At 68.8% G+C, this 21,801-nt stretch carries 23 protein-coding genes; 12 read left to right on the forward strand and 11 right to left on the reverse strand.

Annotation, left to right across the window (positions count from 1 at the left end; genetic code table 11):
- Positions 1-2: 2 nt before the first annotated feature.
- From HF024_RS01270 to HF024_RS01285, 4 genes are all read right to left on the reverse strand, one after another.
- The gene (locus HF024_RS01270; protein ID WP_168688376.1) at positions 3-1,541 is read right to left on the reverse strand and encodes a HAMP domain-containing sensor histidine kinase; all 1,539 of its coding nucleotides are present in this window, start codon (positions 1,539-1,541) and stop codon (positions 3-5) included.
- Between the two features lie 72 nt (positions 1,542-1,613).
- Positions 1,614-2,306, reverse strand: a complete 693-nt coding sequence (locus HF024_RS01275) for a response regulator transcription factor (RefSeq protein WP_085369704.1) — start codon at positions 2,304-2,306, stop codon at positions 1,614-1,616.
- A 106-nt stretch (positions 2,307-2,412) separates the two neighbouring features.
- Positions 2,413-2,835 carry an SRPBCC family protein gene (locus HF024_RS01280; protein WP_168688377.1) on the reverse strand — a complete coding sequence of 141 codons (423 nt, stop codon included), beginning with the start codon at positions 2,833-2,835 and terminating at the stop codon, positions 2,413-2,415.
- Between the two features lie 57 nt (positions 2,836-2,892).
- Positions 2,893-3,330 carry an Lrp/AsnC family transcriptional regulator gene (locus HF024_RS01285; protein ID WP_168688378.1) on the reverse strand — a complete coding sequence of 146 codons (438 nt, stop codon included), beginning with the start codon at positions 3,328-3,330 and terminating at the stop codon, positions 2,893-2,895.
- Positions 3,331-3,516: 186 nt separating this feature from the next.
- On the opposite strand from HF024_RS01285, the gene ddaH reads away from it, so the two are divergent.
- The 6 genes from ddaH to HF024_RS01315 all read left to right on the forward strand — a co-directional run bounded on the left by ddaH (position 3,517) and on the right by HF024_RS01315 (position 8,925).
- Positions 3,517-4,377 carry a dimethylargininase gene (ddaH, locus tag HF024_RS01290; protein WP_168688379.1) on the forward strand — a complete coding sequence of 287 codons (861 nt, stop codon included), beginning with the start codon at positions 3,517-3,519 and terminating at the stop codon, positions 4,375-4,377.
- An 11-nt stretch (positions 4,378-4,388) separates the two neighbouring features.
- Entirely contained in the window at positions 4,389-5,708 is a 1,320-nt protein-coding gene (gene rocD, locus HF024_RS01295) for an ornithine--oxo-acid transaminase (RefSeq protein ID WP_168688380.1), read from the forward strand.
- An 86-nt stretch (positions 5,709-5,794) separates the two neighbouring features.
- Positions 5,795-7,273: a peptide MFS transporter gene (locus HF024_RS01300; protein ID WP_143465825.1), complete on the forward strand. Its 1,479-nt coding sequence runs from the start codon at positions 5,795-5,797 to the stop codon at positions 7,271-7,273.
- Positions 7,274-7,484: 211 nt separating this feature from the next.
- Positions 7,485-7,946, forward strand: coding sequence for a hypothetical protein (locus tag HF024_RS01305; protein WP_168688381.1), 462 nt, complete (start codon positions 7,485-7,487; stop codon positions 7,944-7,946).
- Positions 7,947-7,960: 14 nt separating this feature from the next.
- Positions 7,961-8,608: an MOSC domain-containing protein gene (locus HF024_RS01310; protein WP_085369699.1), complete on the forward strand. Its 648-nt coding sequence runs from the start codon at positions 7,961-7,963 to the stop codon at positions 8,606-8,608.
- The gene (locus tag HF024_RS01315; protein ID WP_168688382.1) at positions 8,605-8,925 is read left to right on the forward strand and encodes a hypothetical protein; all 321 of its coding nucleotides are present in this window, start codon (positions 8,605-8,607) and stop codon (positions 8,923-8,925) included. The genes HF024_RS01310 and HF024_RS01315 overlap by 4 nt, the downstream gene beginning before the upstream one ends.
- 20 nt (positions 8,926-8,945) lie before the next feature.
- Here HF024_RS01315 and HF024_RS01320 read toward each other — a convergent pair whose 3' ends face one another.
- The gene (locus tag HF024_RS01320) at positions 8,946-9,482 is read right to left on the reverse strand and encodes a GNAT family protein (RefSeq protein WP_168688383.1); all 537 of its coding nucleotides are present in this window, start codon (positions 9,480-9,482) and stop codon (positions 8,946-8,948) included.
- A gap of 87 nt (positions 9,483-9,569) precedes the next feature.
- On the opposite strand from HF024_RS01320, the gene HF024_RS01325 reads away from it, so the two are divergent.
- Complete coding sequence (locus tag HF024_RS01325) at positions 9,570-10,451, forward strand: LysR family transcriptional regulator (protein WP_085369696.1); 882 nt, start codon at positions 9,570-9,572, stop codon at positions 10,449-10,451.
- A gap of 109 nt (positions 10,452-10,560) precedes the next feature.
- Here HF024_RS01325 and HF024_RS01330 read toward each other — a convergent pair whose 3' ends face one another.
- Together HF024_RS01330 and HF024_RS01335 are read right to left on the reverse strand one after the other, a co-directional pair.
- On the reverse strand, positions 10,561-11,421 hold the full coding sequence (locus HF024_RS01330) for an aldo/keto reductase (protein ID WP_168688384.1): 861 nt from the start codon (positions 11,419-11,421) through the stop codon (positions 10,561-10,563).
- Positions 11,418-12,389, reverse strand: a complete 972-nt coding sequence (locus HF024_RS01335) for an aldo/keto reductase (protein ID WP_085369694.1) — start codon at positions 12,387-12,389, stop codon at positions 11,418-11,420. The genes HF024_RS01330 and HF024_RS01335 overlap by 4 nt, the downstream gene beginning before the upstream one ends.
- Positions 12,390-12,502: 113 nt before the next feature.
- Between HF024_RS01335 and HF024_RS01340 the strand changes: the two genes are divergently transcribed.
- The gene (locus HF024_RS01340) at positions 12,503-13,129 is read left to right on the forward strand and encodes an MBL fold metallo-hydrolase (protein WP_168688385.1); all 627 of its coding nucleotides are present in this window, start codon (positions 12,503-12,505) and stop codon (positions 13,127-13,129) included.
- On the opposite strand, the gene HF024_RS01345 is transcribed toward HF024_RS01340, so the two are convergent.
- From HF024_RS01345 to HF024_RS01360, 4 genes are all read right to left on the reverse strand, one after another.
- The gene (locus HF024_RS01345) at positions 13,126-13,380 is read right to left on the reverse strand and encodes a glutaredoxin family protein (RefSeq protein WP_168688386.1); all 255 of its coding nucleotides are present in this window, start codon (positions 13,378-13,380) and stop codon (positions 13,126-13,128) included. The genes HF024_RS01340 and HF024_RS01345 overlap by 4 nt on opposite strands.
- Positions 13,377-14,057, reverse strand: coding sequence for a nucleoside/nucleotide kinase family protein (locus HF024_RS01350; RefSeq protein WP_168688387.1), 681 nt, complete (start codon positions 14,055-14,057; stop codon positions 13,377-13,379). The genes HF024_RS01345 and HF024_RS01350 overlap by 4 nt, the downstream gene beginning before the upstream one ends.
- A 45-nt stretch (positions 14,058-14,102) precedes the next feature.
- Positions 14,103-14,894 carry a nucleotidyltransferase domain-containing protein gene (locus HF024_RS01355; RefSeq protein WP_168688388.1) on the reverse strand — a complete coding sequence of 264 codons (792 nt, stop codon included), beginning with the start codon at positions 14,892-14,894 and terminating at the stop codon, positions 14,103-14,105.
- Between the two features lie 77 nt (positions 14,895-14,971).
- On the reverse strand, positions 14,972-15,979 hold the full coding sequence (locus tag HF024_RS01360; RefSeq protein ID WP_085369689.1) for a substrate-binding domain-containing protein: 1,008 nt from the start codon (positions 15,977-15,979) through the stop codon (positions 14,972-14,974).
- Positions 15,980-16,256: 277 nt separating this feature from the next.
- On the opposite strand from HF024_RS01360, the gene HF024_RS01365 reads away from it, so the two are divergent.
- From HF024_RS01365 to HF024_RS01380, 4 genes are all read left to right on the forward strand, one after another.
- On the forward strand, positions 16,257-17,561 hold the full coding sequence (locus HF024_RS01365; protein ID WP_085369688.1) for an ABC transporter substrate-binding protein: 1,305 nt from the start codon (positions 16,257-16,259) through the stop codon (positions 17,559-17,561).
- A 106-nt stretch (positions 17,562-17,667) separates the two neighbouring features.
- Positions 17,668-18,606, forward strand: coding sequence for a sugar ABC transporter permease (locus HF024_RS01370; protein ID WP_168688389.1), 939 nt, complete (start codon positions 17,668-17,670; stop codon positions 18,604-18,606).
- Positions 18,603-19,436, forward strand: a complete 834-nt coding sequence (locus HF024_RS01375; protein ID WP_085369685.1) for a carbohydrate ABC transporter permease — start codon at positions 18,603-18,605, stop codon at positions 19,434-19,436. The genes HF024_RS01370 and HF024_RS01375 overlap by 4 nt, the downstream gene beginning before the upstream one ends.
- Before the next feature lie 40 nt (positions 19,437-19,476).
- Positions 19,477-21,795 carry a family 78 glycoside hydrolase catalytic domain gene (locus tag HF024_RS01380; RefSeq protein WP_348770472.1) on the forward strand — a complete coding sequence of 773 codons (2,319 nt, stop codon included), beginning with the start codon at positions 19,477-19,479 and terminating at the stop codon, positions 21,793-21,795.
- Positions 21,796-21,801: the final 6 nt, after the last annotated feature.

Consider the following 21,801-nt stretch of genomic DNA (forward strand, 5'->3'; position numbering starts at 1 on the left):
CTTCACTGTTCCGCCTTCACTGGTGAGGGTGCGCCGACGAGCGGGAGCACCACGGTGACGACGAGTCCGCCGCCTTCGGCGTTCGCCAGTACGACGCTACCGCCCGCCGAGCCCGCCAGCGCGCCGACGATCGCGAGACCGAGCCCGCCGCCCGAGTGAGCGGTGCGGGCGCCGTCGGCCCGGGTGAAGCGGTCGAGAGCGACGGGGATGAAGTCCGCGGGCATCCCGGGGCCGGTGTCGCGGACCGTGAGGATGACCTCGGCATCGGTGGCCGTCAGCTCGGCGGTGACCGTCGCATCCCGGGGGGTGAGAGCGTCGGGGGTGGTGGGGTCGGGAGGGGTGGTGGCGCCTGTCTCGGGTTCCGTCGCCGCGTCGGCCGCCGCGTCACCCGCGCGCGCTGGCGCGTCACCCGCGCCCCCACTCGCACCCGCGATCGCGGTGATCGCGTTGCCGATCAGGTTGTCCAGGATGCGGCCGAAGTCGGTGGGGGAGAGGCCGACCAGGCCGTCGCCCGGTGGGGTCTTGCGCGGGTTGTAGTCGAAGTCGATCGAGATCGGCGGGGTGTTCTCTTCCGGGCTCGCGGCCAGGAGGCGGGCGCGGTCGATGGCGTCGGCCAGTTCGTCCGTGAGGGTGCGCCAGTCGGTGCGGCCGCTCGCCGGGCCCGCCTCGATGCGGGACAGTTCGAGCAGGTTGTTCGCCAGCTGGCCGAGGCGGAGGGCGGTGCTGCGGGAGGAGCGGATGTCCGCGAGCAGGGCCTCCGCGTCTCCGGCATCCAGCTCCGCGAGTTCCAGCTGGCCGCGGAGGACAGCAAGTGGCGTTCGCAGCTCGTGGCTGGCGTCGGACACCATCTGGCGTTCGCGTTCCGCCGACGCGCGCAGCCTGCGGATGAGTTCGTTGAGCGTCCCGGCGAGTTCGGCCAGCTCGTCGCGGGCGGGGTTCACCGTCAGCAGGCCCGTCGACTGCACGCCGGCGATGCGTTCCGCCTGCTCCCGCATCCGGCTCACCGGGCGCAGTGCTGCACGTGTCAGCAGCCAGGATGCCGCGCCGAAGCCGATCACCAGCAGCACGGCGCCGATCGCGAGGGCGCCGGTGAGCCTGTCCAGGATGAGGTCGGTGGTCTCGTTGTTGCGGGCGGCGACCACGTGCATCACGCCGTTCCTGGTGGAGACCGCGCGCACCAGCACCAGATACTGGTCGTCGCCGACTTTGACGCTCGCCGCCTGCTCGCCCAGCCGCAGCAGCCCGCCGATGTCGGCCTCCAGCGAGCCGGGGAGAGTGGATGCGAGCACCGCGCCCGACGCGTCGACGATCGCGAGCTCCTGGCCGCCGCCCGGCAGATCGAACGGGCCGGACGGGTTGTTGCCGAGAGCCGCGGCGGGCGCGGCGACGTCGTTGTCGAGGAGGGTGACCGTGGCGTTGTGCAGGATGGAGGCGACGCCGAAGCGCACCACCTCGACAGCGACCAGGCCGAACAGGGTCGCCACGATGAGACTGCCGATGGTGATGCGGGCAGTGATCGAGAGGCGTCTGAGACGGTTCATGGGCTGGTCACGCGCGATCCGCGCATCCGGAGCCGAAGCCGGAACCCGGAACAGCGCTGACCGCCGCGCGCGTCACGGGGTCGGGACCTCGGCGTTCTTGGCGTCCAGCCGGTATCCGCGGCCGCGCTCGGTGACGATGGCGAGCCCGGCGCCGGCGAGTTCCAGCTTCTTGCGCAGGTAGGACACGTACTGGTCGATGACGTTCGTGCCGATGTTCTCCGTGGTGCCCCACACCGTCTCGAGGATGTCGGAGCGGGCGAGCGTCTTGTCCGGGTTCGTGGCGAACAGGCGCAGCAGCGTGAACTCGCGGCGGCTGAGCGGCATCTCGTGGCCGGACACCAGGGCGCGGTGCTCGTGGGAGTCGATGGTGAGGCGTCCGACCGTCACCTGGGGGCGCATCCCGGACGGCTCGCGCCGCAGCAGGGCGCGCACCCGCGCGGCGAGCTCGGCGAACGCGAACGGCTTGGTGAGGTAGTCGTCCGCTCCCGAATCCAGGCCGTGGACGCGGTCCTCGATGGCGTCCCGCGCGGTGAGCAGCAGGATCGGCATCGGGTTGGCGGCCTCGCGGATGTGGCGGCACAGCTCGAAGCCGCTCATCCCCGGCAGCATCACGTCGATCGCGGCGGCGGAATAGCCTTCGGCGCGCAGGGCGATGAGCGCGTCGACACCGTTCGTGACCAGGGTCACGTCGTAGCCTTCGGCCGTGAGACCGCGTTCGACGAGGCCTCCCATGTCGGGATCGTCTTCGACAACGAGCAGCTTCATGCTGACATCGTGCCACCGATTCCCGTGGTCGTGCTCCGATGGCGGCGGATCGGGTGTGGCGTTTCCTGTAGGTTCTCGCAGGTCGTCACGGAAATCCGGATGCGCATCAGCGCTCGACGACGGCGCGCAGCCCCTCCAGGGTGGAGGCCCAGTTGGTGCTCATGCGGTCGGCTTCCGCGCGGTCGGCGCAGCCACTCTGGGTGATGGTGACGCGGGTGTCGTCGCCGTCGGAGCCCAGGGTGTACGCGACGTCCTGATAGCTCTCCGGCACGTCCGGCTTGCCGCTGAGCGGACTGTAATAGCTGCTCACCAGGCGTTCGCCCGGCACGAATTCCAGGATGGTGCCGTGATCCTCGTACGGTTTCCCTTCCCACTCCCCGCGGTAGACGATGGGGCTGCCGACCGTCCACCCGGACTCGACGCGCGTGCCGTAGAGGTACTGCGCGATGAGGTCGGGGTCGGTGATGGCGTGCCAGACCGCATCCCGGTCGGCGTGGATGAGGATGGTGGCCTCTGCTGTCTCGCTCATCTCACCATCGTGCGCTTCGAGGGCGCGGATGGCTTGAAGAAATGCGACGCGTGCCGGTCAGGCGTTGCCGCGGCTGATCAGGCGCGAGAGCACGATCGCGGAGCGCGTATGGTCCACGTTCGGCGCCAGCCGCACCTTCTCGAGTGCAGCCTCCAGGCTCGGGATGTCCCGCGACCGGATGTGCACGATGGCGTCCGCGCTGCCCGTGACGGTTCCCGCATCCACCACCTCCGGCACGGCGGACAGGATGCGCAGCAGCTCGTCGGGCGCGACCGTCCCCCGGCAGAACAGCTCGACGTACGCCTCGGTGCTCATCCCGTCGATCGCCGGGTCGACCTGGATGGTGAACCCGCGGATGACGCCGTCGGCGACCAGGCGGTCGACCCTGCGCTTCACCGCGGACGCGGACAGCCCGACCACGGAGCCGATATCTCCGTATCCGGCGCGGGCATTCTGGCGGAGCAGGTCGAGGATGCTGCGATCAAGGTTGTCCACGAGCGCTAGCATACGGTGGATCGTTGCGTGAGCGCCTGGTGTTACGCGGAATCGTTGCGCGGGCTGTATAACGATCTGCTCTCGCCGAACAGGCACGCAAACATTCTGCGCGGCGAGGCCCGATCCTGGCGATTACGTGCGCCCGGACGCATCCATTCGCCGACAATCGTGTGTGACACTATCCCCATGTCGATCACCCACGAAGACGCTGAGCCGCGGACGGACCGGCCGGCGCGGATCCCGACGCGGCGGTCGGTGCTGATGTGCCGTCCCGAGCATTTCGTGGTCGTCTACCGGATCAACCCGTGGATGGACCCCGCCCTGCCGACCGATACGTCGCTGGCCGTGCAGCAGTGGGATGTGCTCTACCGCACCTACGTCGACCTCGGCTACGACGTGCAGCTGATCGAGCCGATCGAAGGGCTGCCGGACATGGTCTACGCGGCCAACGGCGGGTTCGTGGTCGACAACGTGGCGTACGGCGCGAGCTTCACATACCCGGAGCGGCAGCCGGAAGGCCCGGCATACATGGATTGGTTCCGCAGCCACGGGTTCGAGGTCGCTGAGCCGCGCAGCGTCAACGAGGGGGAAGGCGACTTCCTCCTCGTCGGCGACACGATCCTCGCGGGCACCGGCTTCCGCAGCACCGACGCCAGTCACGGCGAGCTCGCCGAGCTGTACGGGCGCGAGGTGGTCTCGCTGCGGCTGATCGACCCGAACTTCTACCACCTGGACACGGCGCTCTCCGTGCTCGACGGCACGCCGGGACAGGAGCACATCGCCTATCTGCCGTCCGCGTTCGACGACGCCAGCAGGGCCGTCATCGCCGAGCGGTTCCCCGACGCGATCGTCGTCAACGACGAGGACGCCGCCGTGCTCGGACTCAACTCGTTCTCCGACGGATACAACGTGGTGATCGCATCCAGCGCCGTCGATTTCGAGCGGCAGCTGCGCGAGCACGGATACAACCCGATCGGCGTCGACCTCTCCGAGCTGCTGCTCGGCGGCGGCGGCGTCAAGTGCTGCACCCTCGAACTGCGACGCTGAAAGGACAGCGCATGAACGACACAGACACGGTCGCACCCGCGGACACGACCGGCGCCGACACCGTCGCCCAGGCGGACACCGTCGCCCACCGCATCCACCCCAGCACCGTCGCCCCGACCGAGCGCCAGGCCGAGGCGATCGAGCGGGAAGAGGAGCACACGGCGCACAACTACCATCCACTGCCCGTCGTGGTCGCGGAGGGGGACGGCGCCTGGGTCACGGACGTGGACGGCCGGCGCTACCTGGACTGCCTCGCCGCATACTCGGCCGTGAACTTCGGCCACTCCAACCCCGTGCTGCTGGATGCGGCGCGGGCCCAGCTCGACCGCATCACGCTGACGAGCCGCGCGTTCCACAACGACCAGCTCGGCCCGTTCGTGGAGGCGCTCGCCGCGCTCGCGGGCAAAGACATGGTGCTGCCGATGAACACGGGAGCCGAGGCCGTCGAGTCCGGCATCAAGGTGGCGCGCGCGTGGGGGTACCGCGTGAAGGGTGTGCAGGACGGACGGGCGAACATCATCGTGATGGCCGGCAACTTCCACGGGCGCACGACCACGATCATCAGCTTCTCCGACGATCCGGATGCGCGTGACGGGTTCGGCCCGTACACGCCAGGATTCCGCACGGTACCGTACGGCGACGCCGCCGCGGTCGCGGAGGCCATCGACGACGACACCGTCGCCGTGCTCGTCGAACCGATCCAGGGCGAGGCCGGCATCGTCGTGCCGCCCGCCTCCTTCCTTCCCGAACTGCGCGCGCTCTGCGACGAACGACGCGTGCTCCTGATCGCGGACGAGATCCAGTCCGGCCTCGGCCGCACCGGTGCGACGTTCGCGTGCGACCTGGTGGGAGTGGTACCCGACCTCTACCTCCTGGGCAAGGCGCTCGGCGGCGGTATCGTGCCGGTCTCCGCTGTCGTCGGCAACCGTGATGTGCTCGGGGTGCTGAACCCCGGGGAGCACGGGTCGACGTTCGGTGGGAACCCGCTCGCTGCCGCCGTCGGGCGGGCCGTGGTCGGGATGCTCGCGACCGGCGAACCGCAGGAGCGCGCCGCGCTGCTCGGCAAGCGCCTGCACGCCGGGCTCTCGCGGCTGGTCGGGCACGGCGTGCTCGCGGTGCGCGGTGCGGGGCTGTGGGCCGGGATCGACATCGATCCGGCGCTCGCGACGGGCAGGGAGGTCTGCGAACTGCTGATGGAGCGCGGGCTGCTGGCGAAGGACACGCACGGGTCGACCATCCGGTTGGCGCCGCCGATCGTGGTGGATCCCGCCGACCTGGACTGGGCGGTCGACCAGCTCGATGCGGTGCTGCAGGAGTTGTCCGCCCGCTGACGGCCTCCGCCTGTGAGCGGAGGAGTTATCCACAGCTTCGGGTTTTTTCGTCGCGCCGGGTGCTCCCGAGTGGAAGCATGGGCGCCATGAGTGATCCGAGCACACAGGCGACGGCCCCTGAACGGCCAGACGGCGGCAAGACGTTCTTCGGGCAACCCCGCTCGCTCGCGAACATCTTCGGCGTCGAGATGTGGGAGCGCTTCTCGTTCTACGGGATGCAGGGCATCCTGCTCATCTACCTCTATCACTCCGTCGCCGACGGCGGCCTCGGCATCGACCAGGCCACGGCCGCCGGCATCGTCGGCGCGTACGGAGGGGCGGTGTACCTCTCGACGATCCTCGGCGCGTGGCTCGCCGACCGGATGTTCGGGTCGGAACGCGTGCTGTTCTGGAGCGCCGTTGTCATCATGGCCGGGCACATCTCGCTCGCCCTGCTGCCGGGTGTGTCCGGCGTGATCGTGGGCCTTCTGCTGGTGGCGCTCGGCAGTGGCGGGCTGAAGGCGAACGCCACCCGCATCGTCGGCACGCTCTACTCGGAGCACGACTCGCGCAGGGACGCCGGGTTCTCGATCTTCTACCTCGGCATCAACCTCGGCGCGTTCTTCGGGCCGCTCCTCACCGGGCTGCTGCAGACCGAGCTGGGCTTCCACTGGGGCTTCGGGCTGGCGGCGGTCGGCATGGCGATCGGGCTCATCCAGTACTCCTTCGGGCGCAAGCGGCTGCCGGAGGAGGCGCACGACGTGCCCAACCCGCTGCCGGCATCCCGTCGCCCGCTCGTCATCGGGATCGCGGTGGCCGGGGTGATCGTGGTCGTCGCGCTGGTGCTCCTCGGCGTGATCACGGCGCAGAACCTGGCGCTCATCGTGATCGGGGTGGTGATCGTCGCCGCCATCGCGTACTTCACGCTGCTGCTCACGTCGAAGCTGGTGAACGCGGAGGAGCGCAGCAGGATCGTGGCGTTCATCCCGCTGTTCATCACGAACGCGGCGTTCTGGTCTCTGTACCAGCAACAGTTCACGGTGATCACGATCTACTCGGACAAGCGACTCGACCGCAACCTGTTCGGCTGGGACTTCCCGGTCTCCTGGGTGCAGTCGATCAACCCGATCTTCGTCATTGTCCTGTCCGGTGTCTTCGCGGCGATCTGGACGAAGTGGGGAGACAAGCAGCCGTCGACGCCGCTCAAGTTCGCGGCGGGCACGGTGGTGATGGGGCTGGCGTTCTGGCTGTTCCTGTTCTGGGCGGGCGGCGGAGAGAACAGCACGCCGCTGCTGGCTGTGGTGGGCATCCTGCTCGTGTTCACGGTCGCGGAGCTGCTGATCTCGCCGGTCGGGCTGTCCGCCTCCACGAAGCTGGCGCCGCACGCGTTCGGTGCGCAGATGGTGGCGCTCTACTTCCTGTCCGTCGCGCTCGGCACCGCGATGGCCGGCCAGCTCGCGAAGCTGTACTCGCCGGCGACGGAGGGCGTCTACTTCGGGATCATCGGCGCGGTCGCCATCGCGATCGGCGTGGTGCTGGCCGTGATGAGCCCGTGGGTGCTGAAGATGATGCGCGGCGTGCGGTGAGGCAGCTGTGTGTATTTAGTATTTAGCACCGAAGAGTTTTGATACGCTATACCGGTACGTCGAAGTGCCGGGGGTGAATTGGTGAAGAACAAGAGTGTCGTTTCGATCGCGTTGACGGGAGTGGTCGCGATCGCTGTGCTCGCGGTGCATTCGCCTTCACGGTCATCGGTCGGGCGATAGCGCTCGGTTTCACGATCCTGAAGAACCACGAATGACGCCGCCGTCGCGGCCATCCCGCACTCGGCTCGCCTTCAGTGCCGTCTCGCTCGCCCTCCCACTCGGTGCAACAGTGGTGGCGCGCTGGGCGTGGGGTTCCGAGATCCCTCGCCAGATCGGCACGCGCTGGTCATCTCCCGGTGGCGCAGACCGGTCGAGCGAGGAATCGGAGGTCTTCGTTGGCGCGCTCGCCGTGATGATTTGCGCACTCGTCGCTGGCTGCGTGATCCTCGCCGTGCCCGCACTGAGCGCGATGGTCACGCGGATCACGCTTCTCGCGCTCGGAGGCGTCGCGGCGGGCGCGGCCACTCAGTGGCTCATCCCGACACATCTCACAATGGTGGCCGGGCACTGGTCTGATGCCGTTCTCGGCGCGTGGATTCTGGTGCACTTCGCGTCGTGGGCCTACGGTTTGGTACCCATGCTGATCGCGCCGCCCGTGCGTGCCGCTCGGTGAGGCAGACTGGTCGCATGGCCGAGTTGCTCGAACTGTGCAGGGTGGACAAGCTGATCCCGGATTCGGGCAGCATCGGGGTGACCGCGATCGACAAGCGACCCGTCGCCGGTTCGCTGCGGGTGCGACCGTATGGGCTCTACGGAGACGTGCAGGCCGACCGCAAGCATCACGGCGGCCTCAGCAAGGCGCTGTACGCGTATGCGCAGGAGGACGCGGAGTACTGGGCGGATGCGCTCGGGCGCGACATCCCCGCCGGACTGTTCGGCGAGAACCTCCGAACGGCGGGCCTCGACGTCAACGGCGCCGAGATCGGCGAGCGGTGGAGGATCGGCGACGAGCTGGTGGTCGAGGTGACCTGTCCGCGCGAGCCCTGCGCGACGTTCCAGCGGCGCATGGGGGAGCGGCAGTGGGTCAAACGCTTCACCGAGGTGGGGCTGCCCGGCGCATACCTGGGCATCGTCAAGTCCGGGAGCATCGGCGCGGGCGACAGCATCGAGGTCGTGTCGCGGCCGGGACACGGAGTGACCGTCGCCTCCTGGTTCACCTCCGCCGACGCCGACCAGGTGGATGCGCTCGAAGCGGCAGAGCGCGCGGGGAGCGTGACGCTCGTGCCTGAGATGGTGGTGGCGATGCGGAAGATCGCTGCGCGGGTGAGGGTGTGAGCGACGAGGGAGAGGCGGCCGAGGTAGTCGAGGTGCCGCAGGCGGCAGGGGCGAGCGGAGTGACTGAGATTGTCGAGGCGTGGGCGAGCGAGTCGACGCTGCTGGCGTTCGACGGGCGCATCCTGGAGGTGTTCGGCTTCGCGGACGTTCAGAGGATGCACATCGCGTTCCGTCCGACGATCACGGTCGGCACGAAGATGGTGTCCATCACGCCGACCCACGGCGGCAAGCTCAGCTTCTTCTACGATGCGGCGCGCGCCGACGAGATCGCCGCCTTCGCGGTGCACGTGCACGCGGCGCACGCAGCGCACGCGTGATCGGCATGGGCTGACGGCGCTCAGGCTCGCGGCGCGTACTCCGCCGCGAGCAGCCCCAGGATGACCTCGTCGATGAACTCGCCGAGCACCCACGCTGACGCGCGGGTCGTCCCCTCACGGACGTAGCCGTTGCTCTCCGCCGCCCGCAGCATGGCCGTGTTGTCCGCCAGCGTCTCGATCTGCAGCCGGTGCAGTCCGCGCACCACGAAACCGTAGTGCGTGAGCACCGCCACCACGTCCGTGCCGTAGCCGTGCCCGCGCGCCGCGGGGGTCAGGCCCAGCCCGATGTGGGCGAACCGGTTGTGCGTGTCGATGCCCCAGAGGGTGGCAGCGCCGATCAGCGTTCCTCCGGCCAATTCGACGATCGAGAACCGCACCACATCGTCGTCGGACGTGCCCACCTTCAGTCGGGGGTCGTCCGAACCGGGAGAGATCGGACGCCACGGGCTGCCCTCCGCGCGGGAGCCGACGACGACGTCGTCCCACATCTCCTTCAGCAGGATCGGGATGTCCTCTTCGTGCCGGGCCCTCAGTCCCACCGTGCTGCCAGTAAGCATGGGTCATTCCTAGCCGATCGTCCCGCGCGGCGGCAACCATCAGTGGATGCGGTCAAGCCGCCCCCGATTCAGTCGTACCATTGCTGAATGGAACTCCGGCAGCTCGAGCACTTCGTCACGGTGGCGGAGGAGCGACACTTCACACGCGCGGCGGAACTGCTGCAGATCTCGCAGTCCGGACTGTCCGCGTCCATCCGGTCGCTTGAGCAGGAGCTCGGCACCTCCCTGTTCATCCGCAGCACGCGTCGCGTGGAGCTGACCACCGCAGGACAAGCGCTGCTCGCCGACTCCGTGCGCACGCTCGCCAGCGCGGCAGCGGCCCGCAACGCGGTCGCCGCCGTGCGCGGTCTGGTGCGCGGCCGCCTCACCATCGGCGCCGAGCCGTGCCTCGGTTCCGTCGACCTCCCCGCCGAGCTCGCGTCGTTCCGCACGGCCAACCCCGGCGTGGAGGTGCGGCTGCGCTACTCCGGATCCGTCGAGCTGGTGGATGCGGTCGCGGGGGGCCGCGTCGACGTCGCCCTGGTCGTCGACACCGGCCACACGCCCGCCGGGGTGCAGCTGCGACAGCTGAGCACGCAGGAGATGCTGGTGCTCTGCCACCCCGACCACCGGTTCGCGGCTGAGTCGAGCATCCCGTTGGAGAGTCTGCGCGGTGAGGCGCTGATCGGTTTTCAGGAGGGGTGGGGTGCGCAGGCGCTCGCGCGGCGGGCGTTCGCGGCGGCCGGGTTCGACTACCGGGCGGCGATGGAGGTCAATGACGTGCATCCGCTGCTCGACCTGGTCGGCTACAACCTCGGCGTCGCGATCGTGCCGGCGAGCTTCGCCCGCAAGCGCCCGGAGCAGCTGAAGGCGGTCGGGCTGCGCGGCGACGTGCCGGCGTGGAATGTGGCGGTGGCGGTGGCCGAGGAGCCCAGCCCGGCGGCCGGCGCTTTCCTGCGGCAGTTGCAGCCCGTCGGAGCCGCCGCGTAAACGCAGCACTCGAGCCCGACGCCACTCGCCGGTGACACCGAGGTGTCGCGAATGACGCCGGACCCGAATGTGCCGCGCGGATCACCCGGCGCGGATCAGGCGGCGCGGGTCAGGCCGCGTCGAGCGCCGCCAGCTCCTCGGGGGTGAGGGTCAGGTCGGCCGCCGTCGCCGAGTCACGGATCGACTCTGGGCGGGATGCTCCGGGGATCGGGATGACGTGCGGGCTCTTGGCGAGGTGCCAGGCGAGCGCGACGACCTGCGGGCTGACGCCACGCGCATCCGCGACCTGCTGGAACGGCGCGAACCTGTCGCCGAGCGACGCGGCGGACGTGATGCCGCCGAGCGGGCTCCACGGCAGGAACGCGATGCCCAGCTCGTCGGCCAGCTCCAGCTCGGGCTCGCTCGACCGGAAGGCCGGCGAGAACTGGTTCTGCACCGACGCGAGACGGCCGCCGAGGATCTCCTGCGCCTGACGGATCTGCTCGGGGTTCGCGTTCGAGATCCCGGCGAGGCGGATCACGCCGTCGTCGAGCAGGTCGCGGATCGCGCCGACCGAGTCCTCGTACGGCACCTCGGGGTCCGGACGGTGGAACTGGTACAGCCCGATCGCGTCGCCGCCGAGCCGCGCGAGCGACGCCTTCGCGGCCTCCTTGATGTACTCCGGGCGGCCGTCGACGTACCAGCTTCCGTCGCCGGGGCGGAGGTGGCCGCCCTTGGTGGCGATCAGAACAGTGGATGCGTCGCCGCCCCAGCTGCGCACGGCACCGGCGATCAGCGACTCGTTGTGACCGACCTCGTCGGCGTGCAGATGGTATGCGTCCGCCGTGTCGATGAAGGTGACGCCCGCGTCCAGCGCGGCGTGGATGGTGGCGATGGAGCGGTCCTCGTCCGGGCGGCCCTCGATCGACATGGGCATGCCGCCCAGGCCGATCGCGCTCACCTCGACGTCGGCGATTCTGCGTGTTCTCACCAGGCGTAGTCCTCCGGTGCTGTCTTGTGGCCAGGGAAGATCTCGTCGAGGCGCGCAAGTGCGGCCTCGTCGAGGGTGACGTCGACGGCACGGACCGCCGCATCCAGTTGCTCCATCGTGCGCGGCCCGATGATCGGCGCTGTCACGGCCGGCTGCGCGAGCAGCCAGGCGAGCGCGATGTCTCCCGGCTCGTGGCCGAGCTCGTCGGCGAACGCCTCGTACGCCTCCACAGCATCCCGGTGCTTCTCGAGGGTCTCCGCGGCGCGCCCTTCCAGGCGGCGCTTGCCCTCGTTCTGCTTGCGCACGACCCCGCCGAGGAGGCCACCGTGAAGCGGCGACCAGGCGATGACGCCCACACCGTTCGCCTGAGCGGCCGGCAGCACTTCGAGCTCCACCTGACGGGTCAGGAGGTTGTAGATCGACTGCTCGCTGACCAGGCCGGTGTAGTTGCGCTTGCGGGCCTCCGCCTGCGCGGTGGCGATGTGCCAGCCGGCGAAGTTGCTCGAACCCGCGTACAGGATCTTGCCCTGCGCGACGGCGACCTCCATCGCCTGCCAGATCTCGTCCCACGGGGTGTCCCTGTCGACGTGGTGGAACTGGTAGATGTCGATGTAGTCCGTCTTCAGCCTGCTGAGGCTGGCGTCCAGCGCGCGCCGGATGTTCAGCGCGGACAGCTTGCCGTCGTTGGGCCAGTCGCCCATGTCGCCGTAGAGCTTGGTGGCCAGCACCGTGCGCTCGCGGCGGCCGTCACCTTTCGCGAACCAGTCGCCGATGATCGACTCCGTCGCGCCCTTGCCGCGGTGCTGCCCGTAGACGTTGGCCGTGTCGAAATAGTTGATGCCGTACCCGTGCGCAGCATCCATGATGGCGAACGAGTCGTCCTCGCTGGTCTGCGGACCGAAGTTCATCGTGCCGAGTGCGAGTCGAGAGACTTTCAGGCCGGACCGGCCCAGATGTGTGTACTCCATACCGTCAGCATCCGCCCGCCCGAGTCAGCTGTCCAACAGGAGATGTGGATGACATTGTGCAGGGTGGCAACTGAATGGATGCGCCTCCCGGGCGACGGTGCGAAGCTGAGCGCATGCAGCTCCTCACCGACGGCGTCTACCGCCTGCAGAAGGCCACCGGCGCCAACGCGTACCTCGTCGACACCGGAGACGCCGCTGTCGTCATCGACACCGGAACCCCGGGCGGTGCGGCGAAACTGGCCACCGAGCTCCGCGAGGCGCGCGGCCTGCCGCCGGTGACGGACATCGTCCTCACGCACTACGACCCCGACCACGCCGGATCGGCCGCCGCGCTGCAGCGCGAGACGGGCGCCCGGGTCTGGATCGGCCGCGCCGACGCCGCCGTGCTGCGCGGAGAGACGCCGCCGTCGACCGGCTTCCGGAGGTTCCTCGGCCGCGTCTACCCGAAGACCGAGGCGCCGGCCGACCTGCACGAACTCCCGGATGCTGCCGAGACGGAGATCCTGCCCGGCCTTGTCGCCATCCCCGCTCCCGGGCACACCGACGGCCACGTCGTCGTGGAGTGGCGGGGCGTGATCTTCGCCGGGGATGCCGTGCGCGTCTCGAAGGGCAGGCTCGTGCAGATGCCGCGGCTGCTGATCAGCGACAAAGCGCAGGCGCTGGCGACGACCGAGCTGATCGCATCCCGTCGCCCGCGGCTGGTGTGCCCGGGGCACGGAGCCCCGGACCGGTTGGCCTAGCGGCTGAGCGCCGCCTCCAGCTCCGGGTCCGTCGGCTCCACCAGGTAGGAGCCGTCGGGGAAGGCGATGACCGGGATGTTCGTGCGACCGCTGATCGAGAGGGCCACGTCGGCCTTCTCCGGGGTCGCGACCAGGTCGACGTAGTCGTAGTCGGCGCCGAGGCGGTCGAGGAGGGCCTTCGAGCGGATGCAGTCGCGGCACCAGTCCGCGCCGAACATGGTCACTTTGTCGTAGGTTTCAGCGGAAGTCATTCATCGAGCCTAAGCGCTTCCGGCTGGGAGCCGTCCACGAGGCGGGTCGCGCGCATCCGGCTGGGCTCGATGATGGCGGCGTTGGCGCCGTCGACCTCGCGGGCCCACGCCTCCGCCGCCTCCGGGGTGCGGCCGTGGCGGGTGTGCCGGTCGATCAGTCTCGCGAGCCGCACGTCCTCCGGCGTCGACACGAACCAGCTCTCCGCCAGCAGGCTCGGGATGCGCGACCACGGCTCGGCGTCGGCCAGCAGGTAGTTGCCCTCCACAACCACCAGCCGCGTCTCCGGCTCGATGGCGATGGAGGCGGCGACCGGCTCGTCCACGGCGCGCTCGAACGCCGGCACGTAGACGGTGTGCGTCTGCTCGGCGGCGACCCGGTGGAGGGTGGCGACGAAACCCCAGGCGTCGAACGTGTCGATCGCGCCCTTGCGGTCGTGGCGGCCCAGCGCATCCAGTGTCGTGTTGGCCAGGTGGAAGCCGTCCATCGGGAGGTGCGCGGCGAGCGGGCGGCCGCCCGCGCGCTCGTTCACCCGCTCGACGATGGCGCGGGCCAGCGTCGTCTTGCCTGAGCCGGGGCTGCCGGCGATCCCGAGCAGCACACGCTCGCCCTGCGCTGCCAGCAGCAGCTCCTCCGCCCGTGCTGCCCCGGCTTCGCTCATCCCCTCATTCTCGGGCATCGAGGCCAGGGTGCGGTGCGCGGTGCGCGAGCGCGTGCGTGCACGTCAGGAGTACTCGGGCGGAGCGGTGCGGTAGCGCCAGGCGAGCTCGTTGTCCCGGGCGAAACGGGAGAGCGTGTGCGCGGGCGGGAGCAGGTCTCCGGTGAAGGCTTCCAGCGAGGCGAGGAGCGCGTCGGCGGTGGCGGGGGTCGGATCGGCGAGTACGGCCGTGAGCAGGGCGTCGAAACCGTCGGGCTTGCTGTCCAGCCCGGCGACGAGCTTCGTCAGGTATTTGGGGCCGGGGAACGCGACGCGGTTGGCCGCGAGCAGCGCCCGCGCGGCCGAGGTGACGAGGTGCACGGACGCGTGCCGCAGCAGCAGCTGATCGCCGCTCGCGGCCGCCTGCTGCAGGAAATACCCTCCGTACAGCCTGGCCTGCGCGAGGAACGACGCCACCTTGGCGTCCCATTCGGCCTCAGGAAGGGACGACGGGTGGATGCGGGCGATGCGTGCATCCAGGTCGTCGACGCGGCTGAAGACGACCCGGGATGCGGCGAAGGAGTCGCGCACCGGGTCGTCGCCGCGGTCGGCGGCATCGTCGAGGTAGGTCAGGGTGGCGAGCTTGATGTCGAAGTAGCCGCCGTCGTAGCCGATGTCGTCGTCCTCGGTGTACATCAGGAGGTCGGCGGCGTCGGCGTCCGCCCAGCGCTCCTCGGTCACGACGAGGTAGAGGTCGACGTCCGAGTCGACGCGCTCCGTGCCGCGGGCGACGGAGCCGGTGAGGATGACGGCGACGGTGTCCGGCCGTGCCGTCTCGCGGGCGAGGTAGCGTTCGATGGCCTGGTCATGGTGCAGCAACGGTGGGTCTCCATTCGGGGTGAATCGCTTCAATGCGCGGACGACTGTGGTGGCGCCCGGGGCGGCGACGGCCGGGGTCAGTCCGAGCTGCTCGCCCGGACGACCAGCTCCGGCTGGTACAGGATCTGACGGGGTTCGAGGTCGGGGTCGTCCGCCTCTTCGAGCAGGATGTCGACGGCGGTCTCTCCGATGAGGCGGCTGGGCTGACGGATCGAGGTGAGCGGGACCACCGATGCGCTCGCGAACAGGATGTCGTCGTAGCCGACCAGCGCGATCTCATCCGGGATGGCGATCTTGCCCTGCATGAACAGGGCCTGCAGCAGCCCGATCGCGAGGAGGTCGTTCGCGGCGAAGACGGCGTCCGGGCGCTCGGCGGGGGAGCGGTCCACGATGGCGTCGCCCGCCCGGCGGCCCTCCTGCACGGTCAGCGCGGGGAGCGTGATCGCCTCGATGGTGACACCCGGATGCGCGGCGACGGCCTGCCGGGCGCCCTGCAGACGGTCGCTCACCTGCCGGATCTCGAGCGGGCCCCCGACGAACGCGATCCGTCGCCTGCCCGTGTCGATCAGGTGCTGGGCGGCCAGCGCTCCGCCGGCGATGTCGTCCACCGAGACCGAGCTGATCGACACGTCCTTGCTCACCCGGTCGACGAGCACCGACGGGATGCCGCGGTCGCGCATCCGGCGCAGCCTGGGCGCCACGTTGCCCACCGGGGAGATGAGCACGCCGCGGACGCGCAGCTCCTCGAACAGGGTGAGGTAGCCGGACTCGCGTTCCTTCTTCTCGTCGCTGTTGCCCGCGATGACCGAGTATCCGGCCAGGGCTGCGCCGTCTTCTGCGGCGGTGGTCAGCTCGGTGAAGAACGGGTTGCTGCCGCTCAGGGTGATCAGGCCGAGCGCGTTGCTGTGGCCCACGCGGAGCTGCCTGGCCGCCTCGTTGCGCACGTACGACAACTTCTCCATCGCCAGGGTGACCCGCTCCACCGTCTCCGGGGAGACGATCTCCGGGCGGTTCAGCACGTTCGAGACGGTGCCGATGGAGACGCGGGCCAGTGCGGCCACATCCTTCACGCTCGCCGATGCCATGATCGCCCTCCCGATCGCAGTTTAGGACATTGAATCGTTAACGCGCGTCGCCCCTGCGACGAATCGCTGGCGGCGCGGGCTGCCGATGGGTTGAACGATAGTCCTTCCCCGCATCCCGTGTGAATTGCCGGGGAAGACAACAAACAATGGCTCGTTACTGAATCGTTACAATCGCGTGTTGACGTCCCTCCACCCGCCCCCTATCTTCAAATGAAGCGTTTCAATGCGAACCCAGCGCGCACTCTGGGACCTGCAGCGCCAATACAAGGAGGTATTCATGTTCTCTCGAAGGACGGCAGCTCGCGTTGCCGCCACAGTCGCCAGCACAGCCGTGCTGGCCGCCACCCTCGTCGCCTGCTCATCGAGTGGCGGCGGCGGATCGTCCATCACCCTCATGGCCGGCGGAAACGACCCAGCTGCGACCAAGTTCGCCAAGTCGATCGCCGACGGATTCATGAAGGAGAACCCGTCGATCAAGGTCAAGGTGAACACGCGCCCGGGCGGCACGGACGGCGACAACCTGATCAAGACCAGGCTCTCCACCCGCACGATGGACGACGTCTTCCTCTACAACTCCGGATCGCTGTTCCAGGCGCTCAACCCGGACACGCAGCTTCAGCCCCTCACCGACGAGGCATGGGTGAAGGAACTGACCCCCGACTTCAAGAAGACCGTCAGCACGTCGAAGGCGACGTACGGCGCACCGTGGGGCACGACCTTCAACGGCGGCATCATGTACAACAAGAAGGTCTACGAGAAGCTCGGTCTGACCGTGCCGAAGACCTGGGCCGAGTTCATCAGCAACAGCGAGAAGATCAAGGCGGCGGGCATCATCCCGGTGCTCCAGTCGTACGGGGACACCTGGACCAGCCAGCTCTTCGTCCTCGCCGACTTCGCCAACATCAGCAAGCAGGATCCCGAGTGGGCGACGAAGTACACCGAGAACAAGGCCAAGTACGTCGACCCGCCCGCGCTCGCCGGCTTCACGCACACGCAGGAGGTCTTCGACAAGGGTCTGATGAACAAGGACTACGCGTCCCTGACCAACGTGAACGCGCTCAAGCTGCTCGCCACCGGCGAAGCGGCGCAGTACCCGATGATCACCGCGGTGATCAGCAACGTGGTGCAGAGCAACCCCGACCAGGTCAACGACATCGGCTACTTCGCGATGCCCGCCGACTCCGGCGAAGGCCAGGCGACGGTCTGGGAGGCGAACGGCGCGTACATCCCGAAGTCGACGACGGGCGACAAGCTGACCGCGGCCAAGAAGCTGGTGGCGTTCATCAACTCGCCGAAGGGCTGCGACGTGCAGAACTCGGCCGGTGTCCCCGCCGGGCCGTTCGCGATCAGCAGCTGCAAGCTCCCGGATGACGCTCCCGCCCTCGTCGCGGACGAGCTGAAGTACCAGGAGGCCAAGCAGACCGGGCTGGCGCTCGAGTTCCTCTCCCCGATCAAGGGACCGAACCTCGAGAAGATCCTCATCCAGGTCGGCTCCGGCATCACGGATGCCAAGGCGGGCGCTGCGCTCTACGACAACGATGTGAAGGCGCAGGCGCAGCAGCTCGGCCTCAAGGGCTGGTAACCCGGGACGACGCAGCACTGCGCAGCACCGCGGGGCCGATGGCCACGGCCGTCGGCCCCGCACAGCACCACAGCACCATCGCACTGAACTCGACGAGGAGTAAAACATGTCGACGGCCAACCCAGCGACCGCCATCCAAGCGGCCGACATCATCGCGGACATCACGCCGCCACCGAAGAAGCGGCGACCGATCAAGTCGTACTACCCGACCTGGTTCTTCATCCCGGCGGTCGCGCTCTACGTCGTGTTCTTCGCCATCCCGACGTTCTCGTCGTTCTATTTCTCGCTGACCCGCTGGTCGCTGTTCGACTCGCAGTTCATCGGCTTCGACAACTTCGTCCAGTTCTTCCGTGACCCTCAGCTGTACACGAGCTTCATCCACACCCTGATCTACGCGGTGATCACGTCGGGTGCGAAGGTCATCATCGGCTTCTTCCTCGCGATCCTGCTCACCGGGCCGATCGTCGGCCGCGGCTACCTCAGGGCCGTCGTCTTCTTCCCCGTGCTGCTCTCCACCATCGGCGTCGGCATCATGTGGAAGTCTCTGCTCGACCCCTTCCACGGGATGGTCAACGCCGTCCTCGGGTTCTTCGGGCTCCCGCAGCCCGGCTGGTTCACCGACCCGAACCTCGCGCTCTACTCCATCGCCGGCGTCGACATCTGGAAGGGCGTCGGCATCGCGACCCTGATCTTCATGGCGGGCATCGTCGCCATCCCGAACGAGTACTTCGAGGCGGCCAAGATCGACGGGGCGAGCTCCTGGAAGATCCTGCGCCAGATCACGATGCCTCTGACCCGCGGCGCGACGGCGACCGTCATCATCCTGTCGCTGATCGGCGGCCTGCGGTCGTTCGACATCATCTGGGCCACCACGGGAGGCGGCCCGGGCTTCACCAGCGACGTGATCGCCTCCGTGATCTACAAGCAGTACCAGGCGGGCTTCTACGGTCTGTCGACCGCCGGCAACGTCGTCCTGTTCCTCGTCGTCACGGTGATCATGGTGCCGCTCTCGTACTTCCTCAACAGAAAGCAGGTGGAGCTGTGAGCCGCGAGCGCACCAGGGCCTGGATCGTCGGCATCATTGCGATCGTCGTCTCCGTCGTCGTCTTCCTCGTCCCGTTCGTCTTCGTGCTGCTGCAGGCGGCGAAGTCCCCTGCGGAGGCATCGAACCTCGCGTTCTCCTGGCCGAAGGAGTTCCTGTTCTTCCAGAACTTCTGGGAGACGCTGAACTCCAACGACGGCGTCATCTGGCGCGCCATCATCAACAGCGCGATCCTCACCATCGGCGCTGTCGCGATCATGGTGGTGCTGTCGGCGATGGCCGGGTACGTTCTCGCCCGCAAGAAGAGCAAGTGGGGCCCCGTCGTCAACTTCTTCGTGCTCGCCGGGCTGATCGTGCCTCCCGCCGTGGTCCCGACCATCTGGGTGCTGCAGGGGCTGCAGCTCTTCGGCACGATGCCCGGGATGATCCTGGTCGAGGCGACCTTCGGGCTCTCGTTCTGCATCCTGCTGTTCCGGGCGTTCGTCGGGAACATCCCGAGGGAGCTGGACGAGGCGGCGGTGCTCGACGGTTCCGGCCCGATCCGGCTCTTCTTCCGGGTGGTGCTCCCGCTGCTGCGCCCGGTCGTGGTGACCGTGATCGTCGTGCAGTCGGTGTTCGTCTTCAACGACTTCGCCGGACCGCTCTACTTCCTCCCCGGCGACCAGAACGTGACGGTGCAGCTCGCGCTGTACACCTTCTCCGGCCAGAACCTGAGCTTCTACAACCTGCTCTTCATGGCCATCTTCCTCATCACCATCCCGCCGCTCATCGCATACATCTTCTTCAACAGGCAGATCGTCGCCGGTATCACCAGCGGCGCCGTCAAGGGCTGACATCACCGTGACCACGAACGAGAACACTGGAGTGACATCAATGAACTGGCAAGCTCGCATGATCGCCGCAGACGACGACTTCGACGGGGCACCGCTGCTCCGCCGCGAGTTCGACCTCGACGGCAGCCACGGCGCCGTGACGACCGCGACCCTCACCCTGAGCGCGCTCGGCGTGGTGGAGGCGTGGCTGAACGGCCGCCCCGTCTCCGACGACCTGCTGACTCCCGGATGGAGCAGCTACGAGTGGCGCCTGCGCTATGCGGAGTACGACGTGACAGACCTGCTGGCCGGCGACGCGGGGAGTGCGGAGGGTGTCGGCGTGCTCGGCATCGCCCTCGGAAACGGCTGGTACCGCGGCAGGCTCGGCTGGACGGGACGCTCCGGCTTCTACGGCTCGGAGCTCGGCGCGTTCGCGCAGCTGGAGGTCACCTTCGCCGACGGCTCGACGCAGACGGTCGTGACGGACGCCGACGGCGCATGGACCGCAGGACCGAGCCCGGTGCTCGCCAACGACCTCTACGACGGGGAGACCATCGACGCCCGCCGCAGGGACGACTCCTGGCTTTCCGCCGGCTTCGCGGGCGACGGTTGGGTGGGCGTTCACGCTCTGGACTTCGACACGGCCATCCTGACCCCGTACGTCGGGCCGCGCGTCCACCGCTGGAACGAGCTGCCGGTCGTGGAGATCAGCACATCGCCGTCGGGCAATACGCTGGTGGACTTCGGGCAGAACCTCGTCGGCTGGGTGCGCGTCTCCGTCCGGGGCGCCGAGGGCGCCGAGGTCACCATCCGGCACGCGGAGGTGCTCGAGCACGGCGAGCTGGGCACCCGGCCGCTGCGCTCCGCGCTCGCCACCGACCGCTACATCCTGAGCGGCGGCGACGACGTGTTCGAACCGACGTTCACCTTCCACGGCTTCCGCTACGCGGAGGTCTCCGGATGGCCGGGCGAGCTGACGGCGGACGACCTGACCGCCGTCGCCATCGGCTCCGACCTGGAGCGCATCGGCACCTTCCGCAGCTCCGACCCGATGCTGAACCAGTTCCACGAGAACGTGGTCTGGGGGATGCGCGGCAACTTCGTCGACGTGCCGACCGACTGCCCGCAGCGCGACGAACGACTCGGCTGGACAGGCGACATCGCCGCGTTCGCGCCGACGGCCGCCTTCCTCTTCGACGTCGACTCCTTCCTCTCGGACTGGCTGATCGACCTCGATGCGGAGCAGCGGCACCACGACGGCATCGTCGGGTTCGTCATCCCGGATGTGCTCAAGTACACCGACGGCGAGATCCCGACCGAGTTCGGCCCTGCCGACTCCACGGCGATCTGGAGCGACGCGGCCGTCTGGGTGCCCTGGACGCTCTACCAGGCATACGGCGACCAGGATGTGCTCGGCCGCCAGTTCGACTCGATGGCCAGTCACGTGCGCCGGGTGAAATCGCTCCTGTCTCCCGCAGGCGTCTGGGACGGCAACTTCCAGTTCGGCGACTGGCTCGACCCGGATGCTCCGCCGGAGGACCCCGCGAAGGCCAAGGCGGACAAGGGTGTGGTGGCCACTGCGTGCGCGTACCACTCTGCGCGGATCGTCGCAGAGACGGCGGCGCTGCTCGGCCGCACGGAGGAGCAGGCGGAGTTCGAGCGGATCGCGACCGGCCTGCGCGAGGCGTTCAACCGTGAATACGTGAACGACGGCGTCGTGAAGAGCGACTGCACCACGGTGTACGCGCTGGCCATCGTGTTCGGCCTGCTCGACGCCTCCGACGAGGCCGCCGCCGGCGCCCGGCTCGCCGAGCTCAGCGCCGAGGCCGGCTACCGCATCTCCACCGGGTTCGCCGGCACCCCGTTCATCACCGACGCGCTCACGAAGACCGGGCACCTGGATGCGGCGTACCGGCTCCTGCTCGAACGCGAGTGCCCGTCGTGGCTCTACCCGGTGACGATGGGCGCGACCACGATCTGGGAGCGCTGGGACTCGATGCTGCCGGACGGCACCATCAACCCGGGCGAGATGACCTCGTTCAACCACTACGCGCTCGGCGCGGTCGCCGACTGGATGCACAGGGTCGTCGGCGGTCTCGCCCCGCTCGCCCCCGGATACGCGAAGGTGCTCGTCGCCCCGCAGCCCGGAGGCGGCATCACCGAGGCGGAGACGACGCTCGACACCCCACACGGCCGCGTTGCCGTGCACTGGACCGTCGACGGCGACGAGCTCACCGTCGACGCCGAGCTCCCGGCCGGAGTGGACGGCGTGCTCCGCCTGCCCGGCCAGGACGACCGGCAGCTCAGCGGAGGCCCCGTCTCCGTGACCGTCCCCTTCGCTGCTCCTGCGCTCGCCGCAGCCACCGCTTCAGAGAAATGACCAGGC

Source organism: Leifsonia sp. PS1209 (genome assembly GCF_012317045.1).
Lineage (GTDB): Bacteria > Actinomycetota > Actinomycetes > Actinomycetales > Microbacteriaceae > Leifsonia.